This is a genomic window from Campylobacter sp. MG1 (assembly GCF_026616895.1).
In the GTDB taxonomy this organism is placed as follows: Bacteria; Campylobacterota; Campylobacteria; order Campylobacterales; family Campylobacteraceae; genus Campylobacter_E.
The window spans coordinates 33,475-54,926 of sequence record NZ_JANYME010000002.1 but is presented as its reverse complement, the minus strand read 5'-3'; the positions used below and the strand labels follow the sequence as shown (position 1 = coordinate 54,926).

Sequence of the window (21,452 nt, the reverse complement as noted above, 5' to 3'; positions counted from 1 at the left end):
ATATAAAATTGATGCTTGGGTTTATTGTGATTTATTCACAAATGTTGCTAAATTTATATAATATTAAAATTATAAAAATTAATTTATAGCACTTTTAAATAAATTAGATAAAAATTAGCAATATTTTTAAAGGTAAAATTTATATATTTAATTTTTAAATTTAAAGGCATTTACATTGGCTAAATCGTGCATAGGATATTTACATTTTATAAATTTCTAATTTATTATTTTGTGTGTAAATTTATCATAATAATATGATTTTATTTAAGTATTATATTTTTCTCATATATATAAAATTTTGAAAGTTTATTTTAAAAATTTTTTAGATTTATATTTTTCATAGTTTAGTTTTTTTCAAAGTATTTTTATGTTTTTTTGATTAGCTTAGTTTGAAGTAGGGTGCTTTTTTACTTCAAACTAGGTAATAATGAAAGGCTTATTTTTAGTTATATTTTAATTTTTATTATTTTCTTATCTTTTATAAATTTTACTTAATAAGCTATCGTAGTAATATACTTTGTCCTCTTCGCCATCATTAATTACAAATGCATCTTTAACATCAACGCTTTTATCAGTATTTACAAAAAAATTAATTTTATAAATTCTTGATTTTACTTCTTTAGGAGTTTCAAATAAAACAATTTCTTCTCCTACTGCAACATAATACGCAAGTGGTGTTAAAAGACTACTTAAATAATAAGAATCATATTTAGGAGTACAATTAAATTTGTTTATCTCTTCACTTATGGTTTCTTTACATACTAATATAGAAAATTCAAGTTTAGTTCTTTTATGTAATTCACAATGTTTTTTAGTAAGTTCTAAAATTCCTTGATTATCTGGAAGTTTTAAATCACTCTTACATTTATTTCTTAAATCCTTTGCGATAGTTAAATATTCTGAAGTAATTTTTAATTCATTAAAATTTTTTTTGAAATTAAAAGCTTTTTGCTCTTCTTTAAATTCATTTTCTAAAATTTCTTTTTTAATTTCACAAGTTGCGGTTACTATATTTTGCCCATCTTTACTAGTATCCTCCCATTTTACACTTTCACATTGTTTAGAGCCATCAATCGCTGCACCTATTGTCATAGTTTTATTTATATCCAAAGTAGCGTTTTTTACAATATCTATATTGCTATCGCCACAACCAATTAATGCTAAGGCACAAACTGTACTAAATAAAAATTTTTTCATAAATCTCCTTATACTAAAAATATTGATTAATTTTACCCCCCCCCATTAAAAGAAGCTTAAAATTTTAAATATATTGTAAATTTTATATAGATGACATTTGAATTATTGATTTAAAAAAGCTAAAACGAATTTATAAGCTATTTGTAAATCATAATGATTTTTTAGGGTAGGGTAATATAAGATAATAGTGGATAAATTAGTTTATTTAGGCATCTTATCTAAAACAAAGCTTTAATACATAAAGATTAAAATTATCTAAACAAATCATTTGATTTATTATAAACAATAGCATTTTTATATTTGTTACTATGGTATTTTAAAGCTTGATTTTATTATATAAATGAGTGTAAAATTCACTATTTATTTTTTTATATTTTTAAATTAATAAATCTTATGATTTGATTTTTTATACTTTTTTGTTTATAAAACTTTAAATTGTTTGTTTTAAATTTATTTAGCGTTTAATAAGGTATTAAAAATCTAAGAAAACAGAACTTAAAATTTATAATTTAATCTATGTCTAATTTTTAGAACTAATTATTACAAGAAAGTTTTAAAACTGAAGATTTAAAAGCATTCACATCAGCTAAATCGTGAGTTACCATAATGCAAGTTAAGTTTAAATTGTTCAAAAAATCCAAAACAAATGTCCTAACACTAGAGCGTAAATTAGCATCTAATGCACAAAAAGGCTCATCTAAAAGCAATAATTTAGGCTTTTGAGCAATACACCTTGCAAGTGCGACGCGTTGTTGCTGACCACCGCTTAAAGTCTTAGGATAAGAATTAAAAAGATTTTTTATATCTAAAGAATTTAAAATATCTAAGGCAATTTGTTTTTTATCTTTATCTTTTATACCAAACATAACATTTTCTAATACATTTAAATGTGGAAATAAAGCATAATCTTGGAATAAAAATCCTATATTTCTTTTATAAGCTGGAATTTTGCTAATATTTTCATTATCTAAAAAGATTTCTCCTTGTTTTAGCTCGTTAAATCCTGCAATTAGCTTTAAAATTGTACTTTTACCACTGCCGCTTTCTCCTAGTATGGCTAATTTTTCTCCTTGTTTTAAACTAAAGCTAAGATTTGTAAAAAGTGGCTTTTCGTATCCAAAACTCACATTTTTAAACTCAAAATAATTCATTTTCTTTCCTTAATCAAATTAAATATAACTAATAATATAAAGCAAGTTAATACAACCACAAGTGCAGGAGCACTAACCATAGCAAGCTGCTCATCACTTGCATATCTATCCATCTCAAACGAAAGGGTTTTAAATTCACTCGTAGCAAGCAAACTTGCTAAAGGCAATTCTTTAATCACTTCAATAAAAATCAATATAAATGAACTAAGCAAACTAGGGATTATCAAAACAAACTCAACCTTAAAAAAGCCTTTAAAAGGATTTATCCCCAAGCTATGCCTTGCATTAGTTAGTGAGCTAGGCAGTCTATTAAGCCCTGAATTAATTGAATTAAAACCTAATGATAAAAATCTAACAACATAAGCAAATATCAAAATCACAGGACTTAAGGTTAAAAACAAACTCTTATTAATTCCTAAGTAAGCATAAAAAGAAGCCAAACTTCTATCTATGAAAATAAACATAACAAGCATACAAACAGCCACAACAGAACCAGGAATGCTATAGCCCATATTTGCTAAAGAGCTTATTATTAATTTTGATTTATTGTTTTTAAAGCGTTGATTTGCCGCTAAAAATAAAGCAATTATCAAAATAATCACACTAGAAGCTATACTTAAAAAAAAGCTATTTTTACTAAGTGCAAATAAATTAGCATAATCAACATCAAAATAACTTCTCTTAAACCATATTAAAATGTGAATAACAGGCAAAATAAAGCTAATAAATAAAATTATAAAAAACAAGCTAAGCACAATTATTTCGGCTTTTTTGCTAAGTTGTGTCCTTGTTAGTGCATATTGTTTTGAACCTAATTCATAAGGTCTTTGAGTGATTTTCTCAATAAATAAGATAAAAAATACTATTAATAATAAAATCACAGCTAATTTAATAGCAGCATTTAAATCCCCATATCCAATCCAAGCTTTGTAAATACCTGTGCTAAATACATGCAGACCATAATAATTCGGCGCTCCATAAGCATTAAGTGTCTCCATAGCACACAAACTTGCACCAGCTACAATAACAGGTCTTGATAAAGGCAAAATGACTTTAAAAAATATCTCAAATTCATTTTTACCTAGACTTCTTGCACTATAAATTAAACTAGAAGCAAATCTAGCTAAAAATCCCCTTGTAAGTATGTAAGTATAAGGAAAAAACGATATTGAAAATACAAAAATAACTCCATAAATATTCATCATATCAAAATGGATTTTAATATTAAATGTATCTCTTAAAAATATATTAAACCAAGAAAAATAAGAGAAAAAATCAGCATAAACATAGGCAAACAAATAGCTAGGAATTGCAAAAGGTAAAACCAAGCAAAACTTAAAAAATTTCCTAAATCTAAACTCATAAAAACTCTCAAAATAAGCTAAAAATACCCCAATAATCGTAGAAAAAATCAGGGTAAATAGCACAATAATTCCTGTATTTTTTAGATATTCTACTAAGTAGCTATCAAATAGCACAGCCGTATTTTCTTTAATCGGCTGTGTTATAAAAAATATAATATAAAAAATAGGAATTAATATTATAAATAATATCAAATAAGCTAAAAAATCGCTTAATCTTCTCACTTCCATAAAGCCTTATCAGCTACTACTTGAGCGGTTTCAAGATTTTTTGCTATCTCGTTAAAATCAATTTCACTTGCTTTAAACTCACCCCATGATTTAACCACATCAGCAGGACTTGCTTCGCTATTTACTGGAAATTCGTAATTTGTTTGAGCTAAAATCTCTTGAGCTTCTTTACTTACTAAAAACTCCATTAAAGCGGTTGCTTCTTTTACATTTTTAGCATATTTTGTAATACCTGCTCCACTTATATTTATATGCGTTCCACCATCGTTTTGATTTGGGAAGAATATTTTAAGATTTTTGAATACTTCTTGTTCAATCGGGTCTTTTGATACTGACATTCTACCTAGATAATAGCTATTCATAATAGCAATTGCCCCTGTGCCACTTACAATTGCTTTTGCTTGGTCTCTATCATTGCCTTTTGGCTCTCTTGCAAAATTAGCAACTAATTTTTTAGCCCAATCTTGAGTTTGGTTAAGCCCATCTTTTGCTATCATAAATGCTATTAAATGGCGATTATATGAAGCTGTTGAAGAGCGAGTTAAAACCTTGCCTTTAAACTTCTCATCAGCTAATGCTTCATAAGTGCTAAGGTCTTTTTCGTTAATTTGTTTTGGGTCATACACAAATACTCTAGCTCTATAGGTTACTCCTGCCCAAGTTTTGTCTTTATCACTAAATTTTGCAGGAACTTTTTCATCAACTATTTTTGATGAATAAGGTTGTAATAAGCCTTTTGATTTTGTTTTGTATAAATCTCCAGCTCCAACTGTCATAAACAAATCAGCTTGAGTATCTTTGCCTTCTTGCTCTAGTTTAGTAATAAGTGGGTCAATTTTATCCTGAACTAAATTAACCTTGATACCTGTTTTTGCTGTAAATGCGTCAAATACGATTTTGTCCGAATCATAATGCCTTGAAGTATAGACATTCACCACACCATTTGCTAAAAGCACACTGCTTGTTAGAATTGTTAAAGCTAACTTTTTCAATTTTTCTCCTTAATTTGAAATTAGTTCGCATTTTAACAAAAATTAGTAATTATTTTCATATTCATAAAAAATAATTACAATTAATAATATTTATCATTGCTTGTGTTTTATTATCATAATTATTTTAATAATATATATTAAATTAAAATATTTTATTTTAAATAATTTAATACTAAATTTGCAAAATACTTACTAGCTAGTAGCAATACTTCATCGTTGAAATTATATTCTGGATGATGAAGATTTGCACTATCTCCGTTATTTATAAAAGCATATGTTCCTTTAACCTCATCTAAAAATGCAGAAAAGTCTTCGCTACCCATTAAATGTGGGTGTTCAAACTCGCATTCATCTTCACCAAAACTCTCAATCGCAGCAAGTCTTGCTAACTCGTGTGCTTCATCGTTATTGATAGTAGCTTTTATATTTTCAGCTCTTTTTACTATGGCTTTTATATTAAAAGCATTTGCTAAGTTTGTTGCTAATTCTTTAATTCTTGTATCAATAAATTCAAGCTCTTGATTGCTAAGACCTCTTACATTTATCATAACACTAGCTTCATTTGGGATTATATTAAATGCTTTTGTAGTCCCTGCTAGAAAGCCTGTAACATTTACAACGCTATCTTTTAATTCTAAAGATTTAAAAGTATATAAAGCATTTACAAAATTATTTGCAACGCTTATTGGGTCTTTACATAAATGTGGAGCCGATGCGTGTCCGCCTAAGCCTATAAAATCTACTTTATAAGCACTTACACCTGCCATCATTACGCCTTTTTTCATAAAGAATTTCTTATTTTCATAGCCTTTCATCTGTGAAATTGGCATATTATGAATTCCATAAATATAATCAACCTTAAAGCGTTCTAAAACTCCATCTTTTATCATTCTCATAGCACCGCTTAACATTTCATTATCACAGCATTCTTCAGCAGGTTGAAAAAATAAATTAAGAGTTCCATTAAAATTAGCACTTGCTAAATACTTAGCAGCCATTAATAATCCTGCCGTATGCCCATCGTGTCCGCAAGCGTGCATACAGCCATTCTTACTAGCATAATCAAGTCCTGTGCATTCTTCTATACTAAGTGCATCCATATCAGCTCTAAGACCTATGCTTTTAGTAGAATTTCCTTTCTTTAATACTCCTACAACACCTGTTTTTCCTATGCCTTCATAAACTTCATAACCAAATTCTTTTAGTTTATTTGCAACTAATTTTGCGGTATTAAACTCATTAAATCCTAGCTCTGGATTTGCGTGTATGTTATGTCTTAACTCTATAAATTCTTTATGTAAATTATTTAATTCTTTCATTAATAATACACCTTATTTTCTTTTAAAAAGCTTCTTAAATCTTCGTATTCGCTATTGGTTAAAAATCTATATTTTTTAGGCTTTAATACACCCAAATCAACCCTACCAAAAGCAACCCTTTTAAGTTCCACTACTTCTAAATCAAATTCAGCAAAAAAGCGTCTTAATTCTCTATTTTTACCTTCATCAATAATAACTCTTAGTTTTGTATATCCGCCACTACTTCCAAAAATCTCATATTCTAAAAAAGGCTTTAGACTAAGATTTGTGATTTTGCTTTTTGGGTGTGCTCCTTTTAAGCTATTTACAATCTCAAGTCCATTTTCCATAGCATTAATTACATCTTTGCTTATAGTGCCTTTGATTTTTAGATAATATTCACGCTCTAAGTTACTTTGCATTAAAAAATCAGCTATTACAGGACTATCTACTAATAAAAGTATGCCCGTTGATGAAAAATCTAATCTTCCAACAGGATTAAAATGTCTAAAATCTCTTGGCAAATTATCATATATCAAGGCTCTTCCACGCTCATCTTTGTGGCTTACTAATTCGCCTTTATCTTTATGATATACGATGACGCTAAATTCACTTTTTTTATAAATTCTTTTACCTTTTACAAAAACTTTATCACTAGCTTCAACTTCACTCCAGTCTTCTAAGCAAACTTTGTTATTAATCTTTACTAAGCCTTCTTTTATTAATTTGTCAGCTTCTTTTCTTGAATACTTGCTATTGTGTGCTATAAATTTATTAAGTCTCATCACTCATCCAATAATTGTAATAATCCTATTATTTTTTCATTCTCAAGAACTACTAAAATTGATATTTTATTTTCTTTCATATAAGAAAACGCCTTATGTGCTAAAACTGATTTTTCTATGGTTTTAGGATTTTTACTAGCATATTCTAAGGCTAATTGCTCTAAAGAAAAATCATCCTTAGCCATAGCTCTTCTTAAATCCCCATCACTTAAAAATCCAACTAATTTTTCATTATCAACCAATAAAGCACAACCAAAACTTGCCTTACTCATACAAATAATAGCGTCTTTTAAACTAGCATTTTTGCTTATTATCGGTAGATTGTTTTTATGCATTAAATCACTAACTTTTACATAATACTTTTTACCTAATGCTCCACCCGGATGATTTATACCAAAATCACTAACGCTAAAATCTTTTAAATTAATAACACAAGCTAAAAGCGCATCAGCTAAAGCTAGAGTTAGAGTAGTTGAGCTAGTAGGTGCTGGTAGATTTGTGATTGCTTCATTACAATTTGTAGCAATATTGAAACTACAAGCATTTGCTAATGGAGAATTGCTTTGAGAAATGCTAATTAAAGTAGCATTTCTATCATTTAAAAATGGTAATATTTTTAACACTTCTTCGCTTTTACCACTAAAAGAAATTAAAATCACCACATCATCTTTACAAATATTTCCTAAATCTCCGTGCATTAACTCACTAGCATGAATAAAAAATGACCTTACCCCACAACTAGCAAACGAAGCTGCAATTTTGCGTCCAACGATACCACTTTTACCAACTCCAACAATGATTAAATTCCCTTTGCATTCGCTAATTATTTTAGCAACTTCACAAAAACTCTCATCTAAAGAATTTGACGCTTCTTCTAAAGCGAAGGCTTCTCGCTTTAGAATGTTTTTTGCAATTTCTAGCATATTTTATCCTTAATGAATATTTAATAATAAATACGGATATTTTTTATATTTTTTGAAAAAATACTTCTTAAGTGCATTTCTTAGTGCAGGTTCAAATGCCTTTTTATCCTTTAATAAAGTATCTTTTGCATCAGCTATAAATAATTTAATATAATTGCTAACATCAGTTGCAAAATCTTGAGCTAGTTTATTTGATACTAAACCAAAATTGATTATATGTGCGTGATTTAGTGTCCTTGCACCCATATTAATATGAAGATTAAGCTGCACTATTCCATGCTCTGCAAGATTTTTTCTAGTATTTAATAAATCATCATGCACTTCTCTATCTACTTGATTATCTATATAAGTTTTACCTGTTTTAACGGTTTTTAATCTTCTTAATTTATTCCAGCTAATCTCCATTTGATCGCCGTTATTTAATAAATATATATTTTTTTCATTCACACCACAAGCAATTGCACTAGCTTTGTGCTTACTAATATGAGAATACTCTCCATGCACAGGCAAGAAATATTTAGGTTTTACAAGCCTTAAGATTAGCTTTTGCTCTTCACTTGCTGCATGACCGCTTACATGAATTTCACTAAATTCTTGATAAGCAACACTTGCTCCATGACGCATTAATAAATCAATTACACCTGACACACTTGCTTCATTACCAGGAATTGCTTTAGCGCTTATAATTACTTGGTCATTTGGCTTAATTTTTACATGTTTGTGTTCGCTTGTAGCCATTCTATATAATGCACTCATACTCTCACCTTGTGAGCCTGTAGTTACTATTAATATCTCTTCATCAGGATACTTATCAAGCTCATCAGCACTTATGAAAATCTTTTTATCAAATTTTAAATATCCAAGTTCAATTGCTGTAAATAGATTTCTTTCCATAGAACGACCTATAATACAAACTTTTCTATTATATACAAGTGCGTGTGTGATTGCTTGATGGATTCTATGAATGTTTGAGCTAAATGTGCTCATAATCACACGACCTTTGCATCGTGAATAAATTAAATCAAATGTAGCCCCCACAGTGCTTTCACTTTTAGTTACACCTTCGCGGTAACTATTAGTACTATCGCTAAATAGACATAAAACACCTTTTTCGCCATAATAAGCTAAACGATGTAAATCACTAGCATAACCATCTATTGGAGTATGGTCAATCTTAAAATCTCCCGTATGAATAATAGTTCCAGCAGGAGTATTTATAGCTAATGCACAGCTATCTATAATACTATGAGTTATATGCATAAACTCAACTTTAAAAGAGCCAATTTCATAAATTTGTCTTTTTGTAATTGGTCTAAATAATTTGCATTTATCTTTAAGCCCGTGTTCGCTAAATTTATTTGAAATCATTCCAAGTGGAAGCGGCGTAGCATAAATCGGAAAATCAAATTCTTTATAAAAATAAGGCATTGCACCGATATGATCTTCGTGAGCGTGAGTGATAAGAACAGCTTTTACTTTATCTTTTATCTTTCTAACATAAGAAAAATCAGGAACTACAATATCAACACCTAAAGTATCAGCATCAGGAAAGCTCATTCCAACATCAATGATAATAGCTTCATCTTCATACTCAATTACGCTCATATTTCCACCAATAGCACCAAGTCCGCCTAATGGAGTAAATTTAACACTTGCATTACCTTTGTAATTTATCCAAGGATATAGCCTTTTTTCTTGAGCTTTTTCGTTTTCTTTCATTGATTCAGCTAAAGCTTTTTGCCAATCTAAATCACCTTTTAAAGAAGCTGGTAAGATTTTTTTCTTACGCTTTTTTTTCTTTTTAGCTTTTTTATCGTCAATTTCTTCTTCTAATTCTTCTAAAAGTTCATCTTCGTTTTCAGCGTTTTCATAACTTCTTGCTACTTTTGTTTTTTCTAAATCTTCAATATTCATTTTCATCCTTTAGTAATTTAAAAAGTTCTAAGAATGATTTAACAGATATTTCATGAGCTCTTTTGTTTTCATCAATTTCTAGCTTATCTAATGCTTGTTTTACCTTTGTTTTATTTGAAAATGAACTAAGCATTTTTTTTCTTGGTTGATTAAAGGCTATCTTGATAAAAGAATTAAAAGCTTTTAAATCTTTTTTATCCAACAAACTAGGCTTTTTAATAAGCTTAATTACACTAGAATTTACTTTTGGCATAGGAGTGAATGCACTAGGTGGCACTTCACAAACATTAACTTTATCACAAAGTAAATCCGTAATAACACTTAAAGCACAATAATCAATACCAAAAAATCTATCTGCTAATTCTTTTTGAATCATCACAAGCATACCTATGCAGTTATCATCAAATAAAGCATTTATAATAATTTGCGAACTAATATAATACGGCAAATTAGCACATATAAAATAAGGCTCATCGCTAATTTTTACATTCATAACATCAGCATTTATTAGCGTAAAATCTCCACTTAAAATCTCTTTATTAAAACGCTCGTTTAAAATAGGAATTAAACTATCATCTATTTCAAAACTTGTTAATTTAAAACCGCTTTTAAGTATTGGAGCAGTTAAATCACCTAAGCCAGGCCCAATTTCAATTAATTTTGCTTTTAAATCTTTGGGTATCGCTTGGATGATCTGCTGTTTTACTAACTCATCTTTTAAAAAATTTTGTCCGAATTTCTTTTTTGCCTTAATCATTTGGGGAGTATATGAAAAAATATTTAATGTATAGAAAAATTATTTTTAAATTATTATTTTAAATAACCAAATAAGAAATAATAAAATTGGAAGAATTTAAAATGGTGGTTAGAGGCAGAATCGAACTGCCGACACGCAGATTTTCAGTCTGCTGCTCTACCGACTGAGCTATCCAACCACCGAAGTAAAAGCCGTTATTATATATGATAATTCTTAAATTATGCTTAAATTTTTTCTAATGCGAAAATTTGTTGTTTTAAAAACGAATAATTAAGTATTGAAAGTATAAAAACTACAATACTAGCAATACTTAAAAATGAAATTCCTATTTCAAATTCTTGAAAAAATAAAATTATCAAACATAAAATCATTACTAAAAAACTAAGACTTATCGCTTTTATTTGTCTTTTTTTAGCCTTATCAAAATTATTTTCATTTTGATTTTTAAATAAAATCACTCTATCAATAGCAACTACAAAATAAGTATTTTCGTAATTTTTTAATTCATCTTGGATTATAAATTCTTTATTTTTATAAAGTAATTTATTATTTTTCACACTATACTCACTTGTAATTAAAGCACTTTTTGCAAGTCTTAAAAAGCTAAACATCTAAATCTTTCATATATTTTATAAACAAATCCCCACGCTCAGCATAAGAACTAAATTCATCTAAACTAGCACACGCAGGACTTAATAATGCTATTTCTTTAGTTGTTAAATCTTTATAAATCATACTTACAGCTTCTTTTAGATTGGTTCTAATTGGGTTTAATCCGTGCTTTTTAGCAATATCACTAAAATCGCTCTTACCTATTAAATAAAGCTTTATATTTTTATCTAATTTTGAGAAAAACTCATTTAAATCTTGACCTTTAGCATCTCCACCAGCAATTAAATGTAAAGGCTCTTTAAAACTATTAATAGCAGCAAGTGCAGCTGAAATATTAGTAGCCTTGCTATCATCAATCCAAATTCTATTTTTACTATCTTTAAAAATCTCAACCCTATGACGACCAATTTTAAACTTAGATATTTTTTCATATTCAATTTTGCCACTAATAATCTTACAAGCAGCCAACGCTAAACACGCATCTAATAAAAACGGCTCATTGTAATTTAATCTAGCTAAATCAATATCAAAAAGCTTAGCTAAATCACTAGAATTCTCATAAAAATATTTAATACAATTTGCATTCTTTAAATACTCTTCATATTTTTTAGGCACAATAATACTTGCTGTTTTATTCATTCTAAAAATTAAATCAAGTTTTGCTTTTTCATAATTATTAAAGCTTCCATGCCAAGAAATATGATCATCACAAATAGGTAATAATACATAAAGTTCAGGTCTTGCAACCTTAGTATAATGAAGGGCAAAAGAGCTCATCTCAAGGACAACTAAAGGTGCTTTAAGATTCATTAATGCAATTGGTTTTCCTATATTTGCTCCTGCTTCAATATTAAGCAAATAAGAAATCATTTCAGTTGTAGTAGTCTTACCATTAGTCCCACTAACCCAAATACTAAGCCCTAAAGCTTCGTTATAAAAATCAATCTCACTTGTTAAATTCTTAGCACTTTTACATAAAATATGATTAGGCGCAATTCCAGGACTAACTACTTCTATACTACTTTTATCAGGATTAAAATAGCTTGTAGGTAAAAGCTTATTACCAAATTCATCTTCACTACAAACGCTAAATTTATCATCATATATATACCATTCACCCTTTTTATAAGTGCTTGTAATTGCCTTAGCAACATTTCCATATCCAAACATTGATAACATAAAACTCACCTTAATTTAATAGTAATTAACGCTAAAACATTGCAAATAAATGCAATTAGCCAAAATCTAACTATGATTTTATTTTCACTCCAACCAATTTGCTCAAAATGATGATGAATTGGAGCCATTTTAAAAATCCTTTTATGAAATATTTTAAAACTTCCAACTTGTAAAATAACGCTAATAGTCTCAAGAACAAAAACAAAACCTATTAAAATTAATAAAATCTCATTTTTTGAAATTATCGCTAAATATCCAACAATAGCTCCTAATGTAAGAGAGCCGCTATCTCCCATAAATACTTGTGCTGGATGGCAGTTATACCATAAAAATCCTAGTAAAGCACCAATTAATGCAAGTGCAATTACAACGCATTCTTCACTCCCGCTTACTCTAGGTAACAATAAATAATTAGCATAAACAGCATTTGAGCTAAGATATAAAAACACTGATAATGTAAATAATGAAAACACACTAGGCACACAAGCAAGCCCATCAAGTCCATCGGTTAGATTAATAGCATTTGAGCTAGAAATTAACACCAATACCCAAAATAATAAAGCAAAATACTTCATATCAATTATAGGATATTTATAAAATGGGACAAAAAGTTCTGTGCTAAAATTCCCATATATCATAATAGGTAATATTGTTATTAAAGACGCAATTAACATTAAAATCATTTTAGAGCGTGGTTTTAACCCAGCCTTATTTGCCTTTTTTAATACCTTGCCTAAATCATCAATTATTCCAATAGCACCAAATGTTATAAGGCACAAAAATGCACTAACGCTATAGACATTAAATTTAATAAATGCTAGTGATGAAATAAGTGTAGCGCATAAAAATATTATACCACCCATTGTAGGGGTATTAGATTTTTTTTGATGATTCAGTGGTGCATCATTTAAAATTGGTTGATTAGCACCTATATTTTTTGCCCAAGTAATAAATAATGGCATTATAAAAATACAAATTATAAATGACAAACAAAAAGCTAAAAAAGCTCTAACACTAATGTAAGAAAATAAATTTATATCAATATTAAACATGGGAAACCTTAAAATTTTGAAAAACTTTGATTTTACAATAAATTTATAATTTTTTAGTATTATTTTTCTGATTTTATTATAAACAAGGAGTTAAGATGTTAAAACCAGTTTTAACGATTGCTGGGAGTGATTGCAGTGGGGGTAGCGGACTTGAGGCTGATTTAAAAACCTTTACTATGCATAAAACTTTCGGAATGGCAGTAGTTTTAGGAGTATATGCTGTAAATACTCAAGGTGTTTATGGAGCTTGTGTTATGAATGAAGATATTGTATCAGCTCAATTTGATGCAGTATTTAAAGATATTCCACCAAAAGCACTAAAAACAGGATTAATGGGAGATGCCAATTTAATAAGATTAACTATTGAAAAATTTAAAGAATACAAACCTAAAAATATAGTAATTGACCCTGTTATGTTTGCTAAAAGTGGTTTTAGATTAATAGGAGATGAAGATTTTAAGCTTTATGTAAATGAGTTTATCAAATTCGCTGATATTTTAACGCCTAATAAATTAGAAGCTGAACTTTTATGTGGATTTGAGATTAATTCTAAAGAAAAACTAAAAGATGCTGCTAAAAAATTAATAGACTTAGGTGCTAAAAGCGTGATTGCTAAAGGTGGAAAATATTTTGATTTAGCGATAGATTATTTTTATGATGGAAAAGACTTTTACGAGCTTTACGGAAAAGCTTTAAATACCACAAACGATCACGGCGCAGGATGTACTTTAAGTGCTTCTATAGCTGCTAATTTAGCTAATGGACTTTCTAAACTACAAGCTGTAAAAGATGCTAAATTATATACACAAAATGCAATGGAATTTGCTCCAAACTTAGGAAGTGGCAGAGGCCCATTAAATCATATGCATGGACTTTTATCTTAAATTATTTAGAGAGCTTTTATGAAAGAAAAGTTCTCTATTGTTCTGAAAATTTTGAATTCTTTGAGTTCATTATACGCACATTAAAATGTATTGAATTACCTAAAAAATCATCTTTAAAAAGCCTATTTTCTTCTTTTGAATACAATTTATTATAATAATAATCAAGCCCCACACTTGTTGAATATGCAATCCAATTATAAGCTATTTTCTGTCCTAATATGTCATTTAAATATTCTATATTATCGTTTATTTCGCCTATTGAGTTTGCAAAGTAAAACATAGAACGCTCATTTTCTTGGCTTAAATTCAAAAACATAGGGTGGTAATTAATTTGTGTGCTTAAATACATTCTTGGTCTTATACCTAAAGCTCTTATTTGAGTTGCCACAAGTGTTGTTTTTATTAAAGGGATATTAAAAAATATACTAGAATTATTAAGGCTACCTGATATAACAGAATTTACATTTAAATTTTTACTATCAATAGTTCTTTCGTATGATATATTAGTTTGGTTTGATATTTTATTTGAAATATCATTTGCTAATTTACTATTGTCTTTAAATACAGCTATTTTTTCGTTAGCTATATTTAATAATTGTGCTACTTGTTCATTATAATCTATGCTTCCGAATGTATAATTTGAACTAATATTTTCAAAATTATTAGCTTTAGCAAGTGGATTAAATACTGGTATATTATTTATATATTTGTTTAAAATTCTAATACCATCGTTTTGATATCCAGTAATTATTAATGAATAATTATTTAATTCGTCTATTATAGGTTCTATGTTTTGCTCATTTTCATCTTGTGTAAAATAAGTTTTAACATACACATTTTGTTTTTTTGATATTAAATAAGCTATTACTGGGGATATTATATTTTGTGAATAAGATTTTATTACTTTTTCTGGTATTATTATTGCTATTTTAATATTATCGTTCATAGTTGTTTTATTATCTAATACATTAAGTTCATCTAAATAATCTATACCATTTATTAATTTTTTGTATATTTTATTTAATGTTTCATCATTCGAATCAAATCTAGCTAAATAGCTAATATAAAGTCCATTTTGTAATAAAGTTCTTAAGCACTTGTCGTTGCAATTTTCTTTTTCAAAATTTACATAAAAAACTTTTGCTGGTTCTATATCAATTAATGTTTGTTTAGATGCTAATAAATTTATACTAATTAGCGATATTAGTAAAATTTTTTTCATAATTTTCCTTTATTTTTTTAAAATTATTTATAAAATCATTTTTATAACTAGGATTTTGTTTTATAAAATAAAAATCATAATTTAGCAAAATTTTTATTGTTTTTTTATTAAATTTATAAAAAATTTGCTCTCCGATGTTAATATTATCCAATTTTAATATATTTTTTAAATTAAATCCTAATAAAATTAAAATTTTAGCTTCACTTATAATAAATTCATTCAAAGCATAATAATAACACTTGTTTAAATGTTTAGTATCAAAATTATTTGAACACTTTACTACACTTGTAAAATATATATTTTTTAATTCTAAATTTAGTGTAGATTTTAGTATTGTTTCAAATTCATTTTTGTCGTTTAATTTTAGATTATTCCAAGATAATATAAAAATATTTGCTTTTTTTGTTGAATTTATGTAGAAATTATCTTTTATTTTATATAAATCACATATTTTACACTTATTTATATCGTTCATATTGTAAGAATAGTTTAATTTTAAAGTATCATTATAAAAGTGAAATCCAAACAATTTTAGATAATTTAAATACTTTTTTTTACACATAAATTTATTTTATACTAAAATACTTAAAAAAAATTAAGTTAATTATGATATGATATCCGTTTAATTTTTTTATTTAAGGAAGAAAAATGCCAAAAAGAACTTATCAACCACATAATACACCTCGTAAGAGAACTCACGGATTTCGTGTAAGAATGAAAACTAAAAATGGTCGTAAAGTAATTAATGCAAGACGTGCTAAAGGTAGAAGAAGATTAGCAATATAAAAGATTTTTCTAGTATAAATAATCAGAAGGATTTTACTAGAATTTATAAAGATGGTGCAAAATGGTTTGCTAAAAATTGTGTTATATATTATGAACACAGTGAAGATAGAAAGTTTGCAGTGATTGCTAGTAAAAAGGTAGGGTGTGCCGTAGTAAGAAATAGAACTAAAAGATTAATGAGAGCTATTTTTTTACGGCTTTATCCTGATTTGATTAGTGGGTATTATATTTTTGTTGCAAAAAAAGGTTTTAGTGAATTATGTTATTTAGAATTAGAGCGAAATATTAAGTGGAGTCTTAGAAAATTAGGTTGTTTGAAGGTATGAAATGTCTAGTTTAGCTATGAGGTTAATTAATTTTTATAGATATTTTTTAAGTCCATTGAAACCAAAATCTTGTAGATATTATCCTACTTGTTCTCAATATGCTCTTTTACAGTTTAGATATAATAATTTTTTTAAAGCTTTATTTTTAACCTTCATAAGAGTATTAAAATGCAATCAATTTTTTGCCGGTGGTTTTGATTATCCATTAGTTAAAATTAAAGATAAATCTAAAATACTATTTAATGTTCAAAATAAAATTAAAAATTTAAAAATTATTTTTGTTCCAAAAGATAAACAAAATTATTATATAGTAAGAATAATATTTAAGTAAAGGAAATAATTATGTTTGATAATATGTCTCAGCAAAAAAGAATAATAATAGCCGTTGTGCTGTCATTGATATTTTTTATGGCGTATGATTTTTTTATTCCAAAACCAGTTGTAACTAAACCTGTTGAAAATACAAGCGAAAAACAATTAGTTGATAATCATCCAAAATTAGACATCAAAAGTAAAGATAAAGAAAATATTATAGCAAGTGTTAGTAGTAGTCATTTTGTTGCAGATATTAGTGATAAGGGTGAAATTGTAAGTTTTGAATTAAAAGATGAAAGATTTTTAAGTGATGATAGTAAAGGTATAAATTTAATAAATAATAATGCATCATTATTCCCACTTACCATGAGTTTTTATGATAGCGAATTTAATGACTTATTTAATAAAGTACCTTTTAGTGCTAATAAAACATCGCTTAATGCAAATGAAGAATTAGTTTTAACTAAAGATATAAATGGAGTTGTAGTTACAAAAATAATTCAATTTGATGATAATGGCTTTTATAAAGTAAAAGTTATGTTTAGCGATAATAAAGATAGAGATTATGTTATCACACCAGGTGAAAGACCTAATGTTATAGCTGATAGTTATACAGTTCATGGGGCTATGGTATATAAAAATGATGATACTAAAGTAGATTATGAAGATGGCGATATTAAAGTAGGTGTTCAAGAAAGTGAACAAAATGTAATAATATCAGCATTTTCTGATAGATATTACACAAGTGCATTTTATAATTTAGAAAAGCCTTACAAAGTAGTTTTAAAAAATTTAAATGATTTATCAGTTGGTTATATTATAGCTAAAGGCAATGATACTTTTAATGGGTATATAGGTCCTAAAGAACATAAAATTTTAGAGTCTGTTGATGCAAGATTAACTAATGTAGTTGAGTATGGATGGTTTACTTTTATTGCTAAGCCTATGTTTTCTTTTTTGAGCTTTTTATATTCTCATATAGGAAATTGGGGTTGGGCTATTGTTGTCCTTACAATTATTATAAGAATTATATTATTCCCATTAACTTATAAAAGTATGGTATCTATGCAAAAGTTAAAAATTTTAGCACCAGAAGTAAAAGAAATTCAAGAAAAATATAAAGGCAATCCGCAAAAAATGCAAATGCATATGATGGAACTTTACAAAAAACATAAAGCAAATCCATTAGGTGGGTGTTTGCCTATTCTAATTCAAATTCCAATATTTTTTGCTATTTATAGGGTTTTATTAAATGCAATCGAGCTTAAAGCAGCTCCTTGGGCTTTATGGATAAATGACTTAGCAGTTCAAGACCCTTATTATATTTTGCCAATATACATGGGTGCAACTATGTTTTTACAACAAATAATAACACCTATGACTATACAAGACCCTACGCAAGCTAAGATTATTAAATTTTTACCTTTAGTATTTGTGATATTTTTTATAAATTTCCCAGCAGGTCTTACTTTATATTGGTGTATTAATAATACTTTTTCTTTAGTTCAGCAATTATTTATAAATAGAATTTTTGCTAACAAAGAGGCTAAAAATGAGAGTCGTTGATAAAACTCTAGAGGATGCATTAATAAAAGCTAGCAAAGATGCTAATTGTTCTGTAAGGGAGTTAGAATATGAAATTATTCAATATCCAAGCAAGGGATTTTTAGGTTTTTTTAAAAAAGATGCCATTATAGATGTTAATATAAAAAAACAAATTTCAAAATCAATACTAGATAATATTGTTATTGAATTAAAAGAATTATTTTGTAATGATTATTTTTCTATTAATGATATTTTAGTTACTCAAGCTAATGAAAATAGTGTTAATGTAGAGTTTATATGTGATACTTATGAAAATATTATAGGTAAGGATGCACATAAATATAAGTCTTTAGATATTATCGTTAATCATTATATTAATATAAAATATTCATTATATGCTAGGGTTGAAATATGTGGGGTGTTAGCTAATTTAAAAAATGATGTTGAAAAACATTTAAATGATGTTAGAACAAAGGTTAAGGAATTAGGTAAAGCCCAAACAAGACCTCTTGAAATATCATTGCTAAATTTAATTTATGAAGAATTTTTAACAGAATTTTCTCATAAAAATGTAGTTATTAAAGATAGTTCAGTAGGTCGCTATATAGCTATTTATGGAGATTATAAAAAATAATGGCTAATACAATAGTAGCATTAGCTACTGCTAGTGGTAATGGCGCTATTAATATTATTAGATTAAGTGGTGATGAAGCACTAGATATTGCTAAGCAACTTTTAAGTGCCAAAAATGCTAATAAATTAGAATTAAATCCAAGATATGCACATTTTTGTAAGTTATATTATGAGAATTCTTTTATTGACGAGGGTTTAATAATTTATTTTAAAGCACCTTTTTCTTTTACAGGTGAAGATTGTGTTGAATTTCAAATTCATGGTGGTTTTACAAATGCACAAAATTTATTAATGATTTTAAATAAATTAGGAGCTAGATTTGCAAGGGCGGGTGAATTTAGTAAAAGAGCATGTTTAAATAATAAAATGAGTTTAGAAAAAGCACTTTTAATAAACGAATTAATTGCTGCTAAAAGTGAAAGTGCTAGAAAAATAATCTCAAAAAATATTGATGGAGCTTTTAAAGAATTAATTATAAAAACTCAAGATGAGATTATAAAAACTTTAGCTTATCTTGAAACAGCAATTGATTATGCTGATGATGATTTACCAGCCGATATTTTTGATAATGCTTTACAAAGATTAAGAGAAAATGCAAAAGAATTAGAAAGTATTGCTTTAAGAAGTCAAAAAAAGCGTGGGTTAATAGACGGGTTTAATTTAGCTATAGTTGGCAAACCAAATGTTGGTAAAAGTTCGTTATTGAATGCTTTGTTATCATTTAATAGAGCTATTGTTAGTGATATTGCAGGAACTACAAGAGATAGTATTGAAGAATATTTAAATTATCATGGACATTTTATAAAATTAGTTGATACTGCTGGTATTAGACAAAGTAGTGATATAATTGAAGAGATGGGTATTAAAAGAAGCTATGAGGCTATTGATAAAGCTGATATTGTTTTATTTATTTTTGATGGTTCAAAAAAATGCAGTGATGAAGAAAATCAAATTTTAGAATATATTAAAAATAGTGGTAAAAAATATTTTATAGTTATTAATAAAATTGATTTAGTTCAAAATAATGATATAGAAGGTATTAAAATTTCAGCATTAAATGGTGATATAAAAAATTTAGAAACCGCACTTAAAGATTATTTAAATTCATATATTGATAATGAGCTAGTGCTTACAAATACAGATTTGATTAGTGCATTCTTAAAAGCAAGTGATAATATTTTCTTAGCTATTGATAATTTTTATGAATTAGAAATTTGTGCTTTTTATTTAAATGAAAGTTTAAAAAATCTCGCTATTTTTGGTAAACAAAATACAAGTGATGACTTATTTGATGCTATGTTTTCAAATTTTTGTTTAGGTAAATAATAAGTATTAAATTTTTTGTGTAAAATTATATTGCTCTAGACAAAGCGAGTTTAATAATATTCGGTCTAACAAATTCTATTTAGTGATTAAGTTTAAGCAACCGTGTTCTGTGATGCAAATGTAAATTTGTGAATTGCAGCCTTTAATGCTTTCCTTCCACAATTTTTTTAAGGTTCTAGACCTTGAAAGTTTAACGCTTGTTTGGGGCTTTAATAATAATTTTATAGTTATTATTATAACTATAAAATTAGTTTAAAATATGTAACTACTTTCAAATATTTTTCTATACCAAGGTGATTTTGGCTCTATGAACTGAATTTCGTTTAGATTGTTATTTTTAATTTTTTCGTTATATATATCTACACTTACATCGTGATTCATTCTTTTGTATAAATTTCTTATATCAATATCTAGCATGTGTTGCGTTAGGTTTAATTTAGTTTCTATAGTTTTAATGTGTTCTAGATACTTAGAATTAGGATAAGCTACTTTGAATGTTTCTATTGATTTTAATGTTTCTAGCATTAAATATTGATTTCTTCTAGGTAATTTAAATGCATAAAAATTATTTTTAATTTTTAGATAATTAATCCAGTCGCTATTTTTTTTACCTCCATATAATTTATTGTATTCATCAAGATAATAATTTGCTAATAAGTATTCTTTAGCATCTGCGTGTGCATTAGATAATATTAGCATAGCAGAACTTAACAAAGGACTATTTATATGTTCACTATAAAGTGATACATAATTGCTATCAGCTTTTTCTAAATCATCATCTTTTATATTTGATATTATTTTTTCAAGCCAAGCTTTATCGCTTAAATTATAATCACTAAACATATCTTTTTTGTTTTTAGCACAAGCACTAAAAAACACAATAAAAATAAACAAAAATAATGTAGTTTTTTTCATATTAATTCCTTTTTCGTGTGGTGATTATAAGGTTTTATGTTAAATGCT

The 21,452-nt window shown here is 27.0% G+C and carries 22 protein-coding genes and 1 tRNA gene; 7 read left to right on the top strand and 16 right to left on the bottom strand.

Going from position 1 to position 21,452, the window contains the following annotated elements:
* Window positions 1-471 precede the first annotated feature (471 nt).
* The 13 genes from NY022_RS01700 to mraY all read right to left on the bottom strand — a co-directional run bounded on the left by NY022_RS01700 (window position 472) and on the right by mraY (window position 13,452).
* Window positions 472-1,197 carry a hypothetical protein gene (locus tag NY022_RS01700; protein ID WP_267523286.1) on the bottom strand — a complete coding sequence of 242 codons (726 nt, stop codon included), beginning with the start codon at window positions 1,195-1,197 and terminating at the stop codon, window positions 472-474.
* A gap of 533 nt (window positions 1,198-1,730) precedes the next feature.
* Entirely contained in the window at window positions 1,731-2,348 is a 618-nt protein-coding gene (locus NY022_RS01695) for an ABC transporter ATP-binding protein (protein WP_267523285.1), read from the bottom strand.
* Entirely contained in the window at window positions 2,345-3,940 is a 1,596-nt protein-coding gene (locus NY022_RS01690) for an ABC transporter permease (protein ID WP_267523284.1), read from the bottom strand. The genes NY022_RS01695 and NY022_RS01690 overlap by 4 nt, the downstream gene beginning before the upstream one ends.
* Window positions 3,931-4,932, bottom strand: a complete 1,002-nt coding sequence (locus tag NY022_RS01685; protein ID WP_267523283.1) for a Fe(3+) ABC transporter substrate-binding protein — start codon at window positions 4,930-4,932, stop codon at window positions 3,931-3,933. The genes NY022_RS01690 and NY022_RS01685 overlap by 10 nt, the downstream gene beginning before the upstream one ends.
* A 152-nt stretch (window positions 4,933-5,084) precedes the next feature.
* Window positions 5,085-6,251 (bottom strand): amidohydrolase, encoded by a 1,167-nt coding sequence (locus tag NY022_RS01680; RefSeq protein ID WP_267523282.1) that lies wholly within the window; start codon window positions 6,249-6,251, stop codon window positions 5,085-5,087.
* Window positions 6,251-7,015: a pseudouridine synthase gene (locus tag NY022_RS01675; protein ID WP_267523281.1), complete on the bottom strand. Its 765-nt coding sequence runs from the start codon at window positions 7,013-7,015 to the stop codon at window positions 6,251-6,253. The genes NY022_RS01680 and NY022_RS01675 overlap by 1 nt, the downstream gene beginning before the upstream one ends.
* Window positions 7,015-7,938 (bottom strand): KpsF/GutQ family sugar-phosphate isomerase, encoded by a 924-nt coding sequence (locus NY022_RS01670; protein ID WP_214117346.1) that lies wholly within the window; start codon window positions 7,936-7,938, stop codon window positions 7,015-7,017. The genes NY022_RS01675 and NY022_RS01670 overlap by 1 nt, the downstream gene beginning before the upstream one ends.
* Window positions 7,939-7,947: 9 nt before the next feature.
* Window positions 7,948-9,852: a ribonuclease J gene (locus NY022_RS01665; RefSeq protein ID WP_267523280.1), complete on the bottom strand. Its 1,905-nt coding sequence runs from the start codon at window positions 9,850-9,852 to the stop codon at window positions 7,948-7,950.
* The gene (gene rsmA / locus NY022_RS01660; RefSeq protein ID WP_214117348.1) at window positions 9,842-10,609 is read right to left on the bottom strand and encodes a 16S rRNA (adenine(1518)-N(6)/adenine(1519)-N(6))-dimethyltransferase RsmA; all 768 of its coding nucleotides are present in this window, start codon (window positions 10,607-10,609) and stop codon (window positions 9,842-9,844) included. The genes NY022_RS01665 and rsmA overlap by 11 nt, the downstream gene beginning before the upstream one ends.
* Before the next feature lie 102 nt (window positions 10,610-10,711).
* Window positions 10,712-10,787, bottom strand: a tRNA-Phe gene (locus NY022_RS01655).
* Between the two features lie 46 nt (window positions 10,788-10,833).
* Window positions 10,834-11,220 carry a hypothetical protein gene (locus tag NY022_RS01650; RefSeq protein WP_267523279.1) on the bottom strand — a complete coding sequence of 129 codons (387 nt, stop codon included), beginning with the start codon at window positions 11,218-11,220 and terminating at the stop codon, window positions 10,834-10,836.
* Window positions 11,213-12,400, bottom strand: coding sequence for a UDP-N-acetylmuramoyl-L-alanine--D-glutamate ligase (gene murD / locus NY022_RS01645; protein WP_267523278.1), 1,188 nt, complete (start codon window positions 12,398-12,400; stop codon window positions 11,213-11,215). The genes NY022_RS01650 and murD overlap by 8 nt, the downstream gene beginning before the upstream one ends.
* 5 nt (window positions 12,401-12,405) lie before the next feature.
* Window positions 12,406-13,452, bottom strand: a complete 1,047-nt coding sequence (gene mraY / locus NY022_RS01640; RefSeq protein WP_267523277.1) for a phospho-N-acetylmuramoyl-pentapeptide-transferase — start codon at window positions 13,450-13,452, stop codon at window positions 12,406-12,408.
* Between the two features lie 95 nt (window positions 13,453-13,547).
* On the opposite strand from mraY, the gene thiD reads away from it, so the two are divergent.
* Window positions 13,548-14,336 carry a bifunctional hydroxymethylpyrimidine kinase/phosphomethylpyrimidine kinase gene (gene thiD, locus NY022_RS01635; protein WP_267523276.1) on the top strand — a complete coding sequence of 263 codons (789 nt, stop codon included), beginning with the start codon at window positions 13,548-13,550 and terminating at the stop codon, window positions 14,334-14,336.
* Between the two features lie 34 nt (window positions 14,337-14,370).
* On the opposite strand, the gene NY022_RS01630 is transcribed toward thiD, so the two are convergent.
* Both NY022_RS01630 and NY022_RS01625 read right to left on the bottom strand, forming a co-directional pair.
* Window positions 14,371-15,558, bottom strand: coding sequence for a hypothetical protein (locus tag NY022_RS01630; RefSeq protein WP_267523275.1), 1,188 nt, complete (start codon window positions 15,556-15,558; stop codon window positions 14,371-14,373).
* Window positions 15,527-16,120, bottom strand: coding sequence for a hypothetical protein (locus tag NY022_RS01625; protein WP_267523274.1), 594 nt, complete (start codon window positions 16,118-16,120; stop codon window positions 15,527-15,529). The genes NY022_RS01630 and NY022_RS01625 overlap by 32 nt, the downstream gene beginning before the upstream one ends.
* A gap of 86 nt (window positions 16,121-16,206) precedes the next feature.
* Here NY022_RS01625 and rpmH point away from each other — a divergent pair, with 86 nt between their 5' ends.
* From rpmH to mnmE, 6 genes are read left to right on the top strand one after another with little or no spacing between them, the layout of a single operon-like run.
* A complete protein-coding gene (gene rpmH / locus NY022_RS01620; protein WP_214116499.1) occupies window positions 16,207-16,344 on the top strand; it encodes a 50S ribosomal protein L34 in 138 nt (45 codons plus the stop codon).
* Window positions 16,332-16,670, top strand: coding sequence for a ribonuclease P protein component (rnpA, locus tag NY022_RS01615; protein ID WP_324287463.1), 339 nt, complete (start codon window positions 16,332-16,334; stop codon window positions 16,668-16,670). The genes rpmH and rnpA overlap by 13 nt, the downstream gene beginning before the upstream one ends.
* A 1-nt stretch (window position 16,671) precedes the next feature.
* Complete coding sequence (gene yidD / locus NY022_RS01610; protein WP_267523273.1) at window positions 16,672-17,001, top strand: membrane protein insertion efficiency factor YidD; 330 nt, start codon at window positions 16,672-16,674, stop codon at window positions 16,999-17,001.
* Window positions 17,002-17,012: 11 nt separating this feature from the next.
* Window positions 17,013-18,551, top strand: a complete 1,539-nt coding sequence (yidC, locus tag NY022_RS01605; RefSeq protein ID WP_420707971.1) for a membrane protein insertase YidC — start codon at window positions 17,013-17,015, stop codon at window positions 18,549-18,551.
* Window positions 18,538-19,164 (top strand): protein jag, encoded by a 627-nt coding sequence (locus NY022_RS01600; RefSeq protein WP_267523272.1) that lies wholly within the window; start codon window positions 18,538-18,540, stop codon window positions 19,162-19,164. Before yidC ends, NY022_RS01600 begins: the two co-directional genes overlap by 14 nt.
* Complete coding sequence (gene mnmE / locus NY022_RS01595) at window positions 19,164-20,489, top strand: tRNA uridine-5-carboxymethylaminomethyl(34) synthesis GTPase MnmE (protein ID WP_267523271.1); 1,326 nt, start codon at window positions 19,164-19,166, stop codon at window positions 20,487-20,489. The genes NY022_RS01600 and mnmE overlap by 1 nt, the downstream gene beginning before the upstream one ends.
* A 252-nt stretch (window positions 20,490-20,741) precedes the next feature.
* Here mnmE and bamD read toward each other — a convergent pair whose 3' ends face one another.
* The gene (gene bamD / locus NY022_RS01590) at window positions 20,742-21,404 is read right to left on the bottom strand and encodes an outer membrane protein assembly factor BamD (RefSeq protein WP_267523270.1); all 663 of its coding nucleotides are present in this window, start codon (window positions 21,402-21,404) and stop codon (window positions 20,742-20,744) included.
* Window positions 21,405-21,452: the final 48 nt, after the last annotated feature.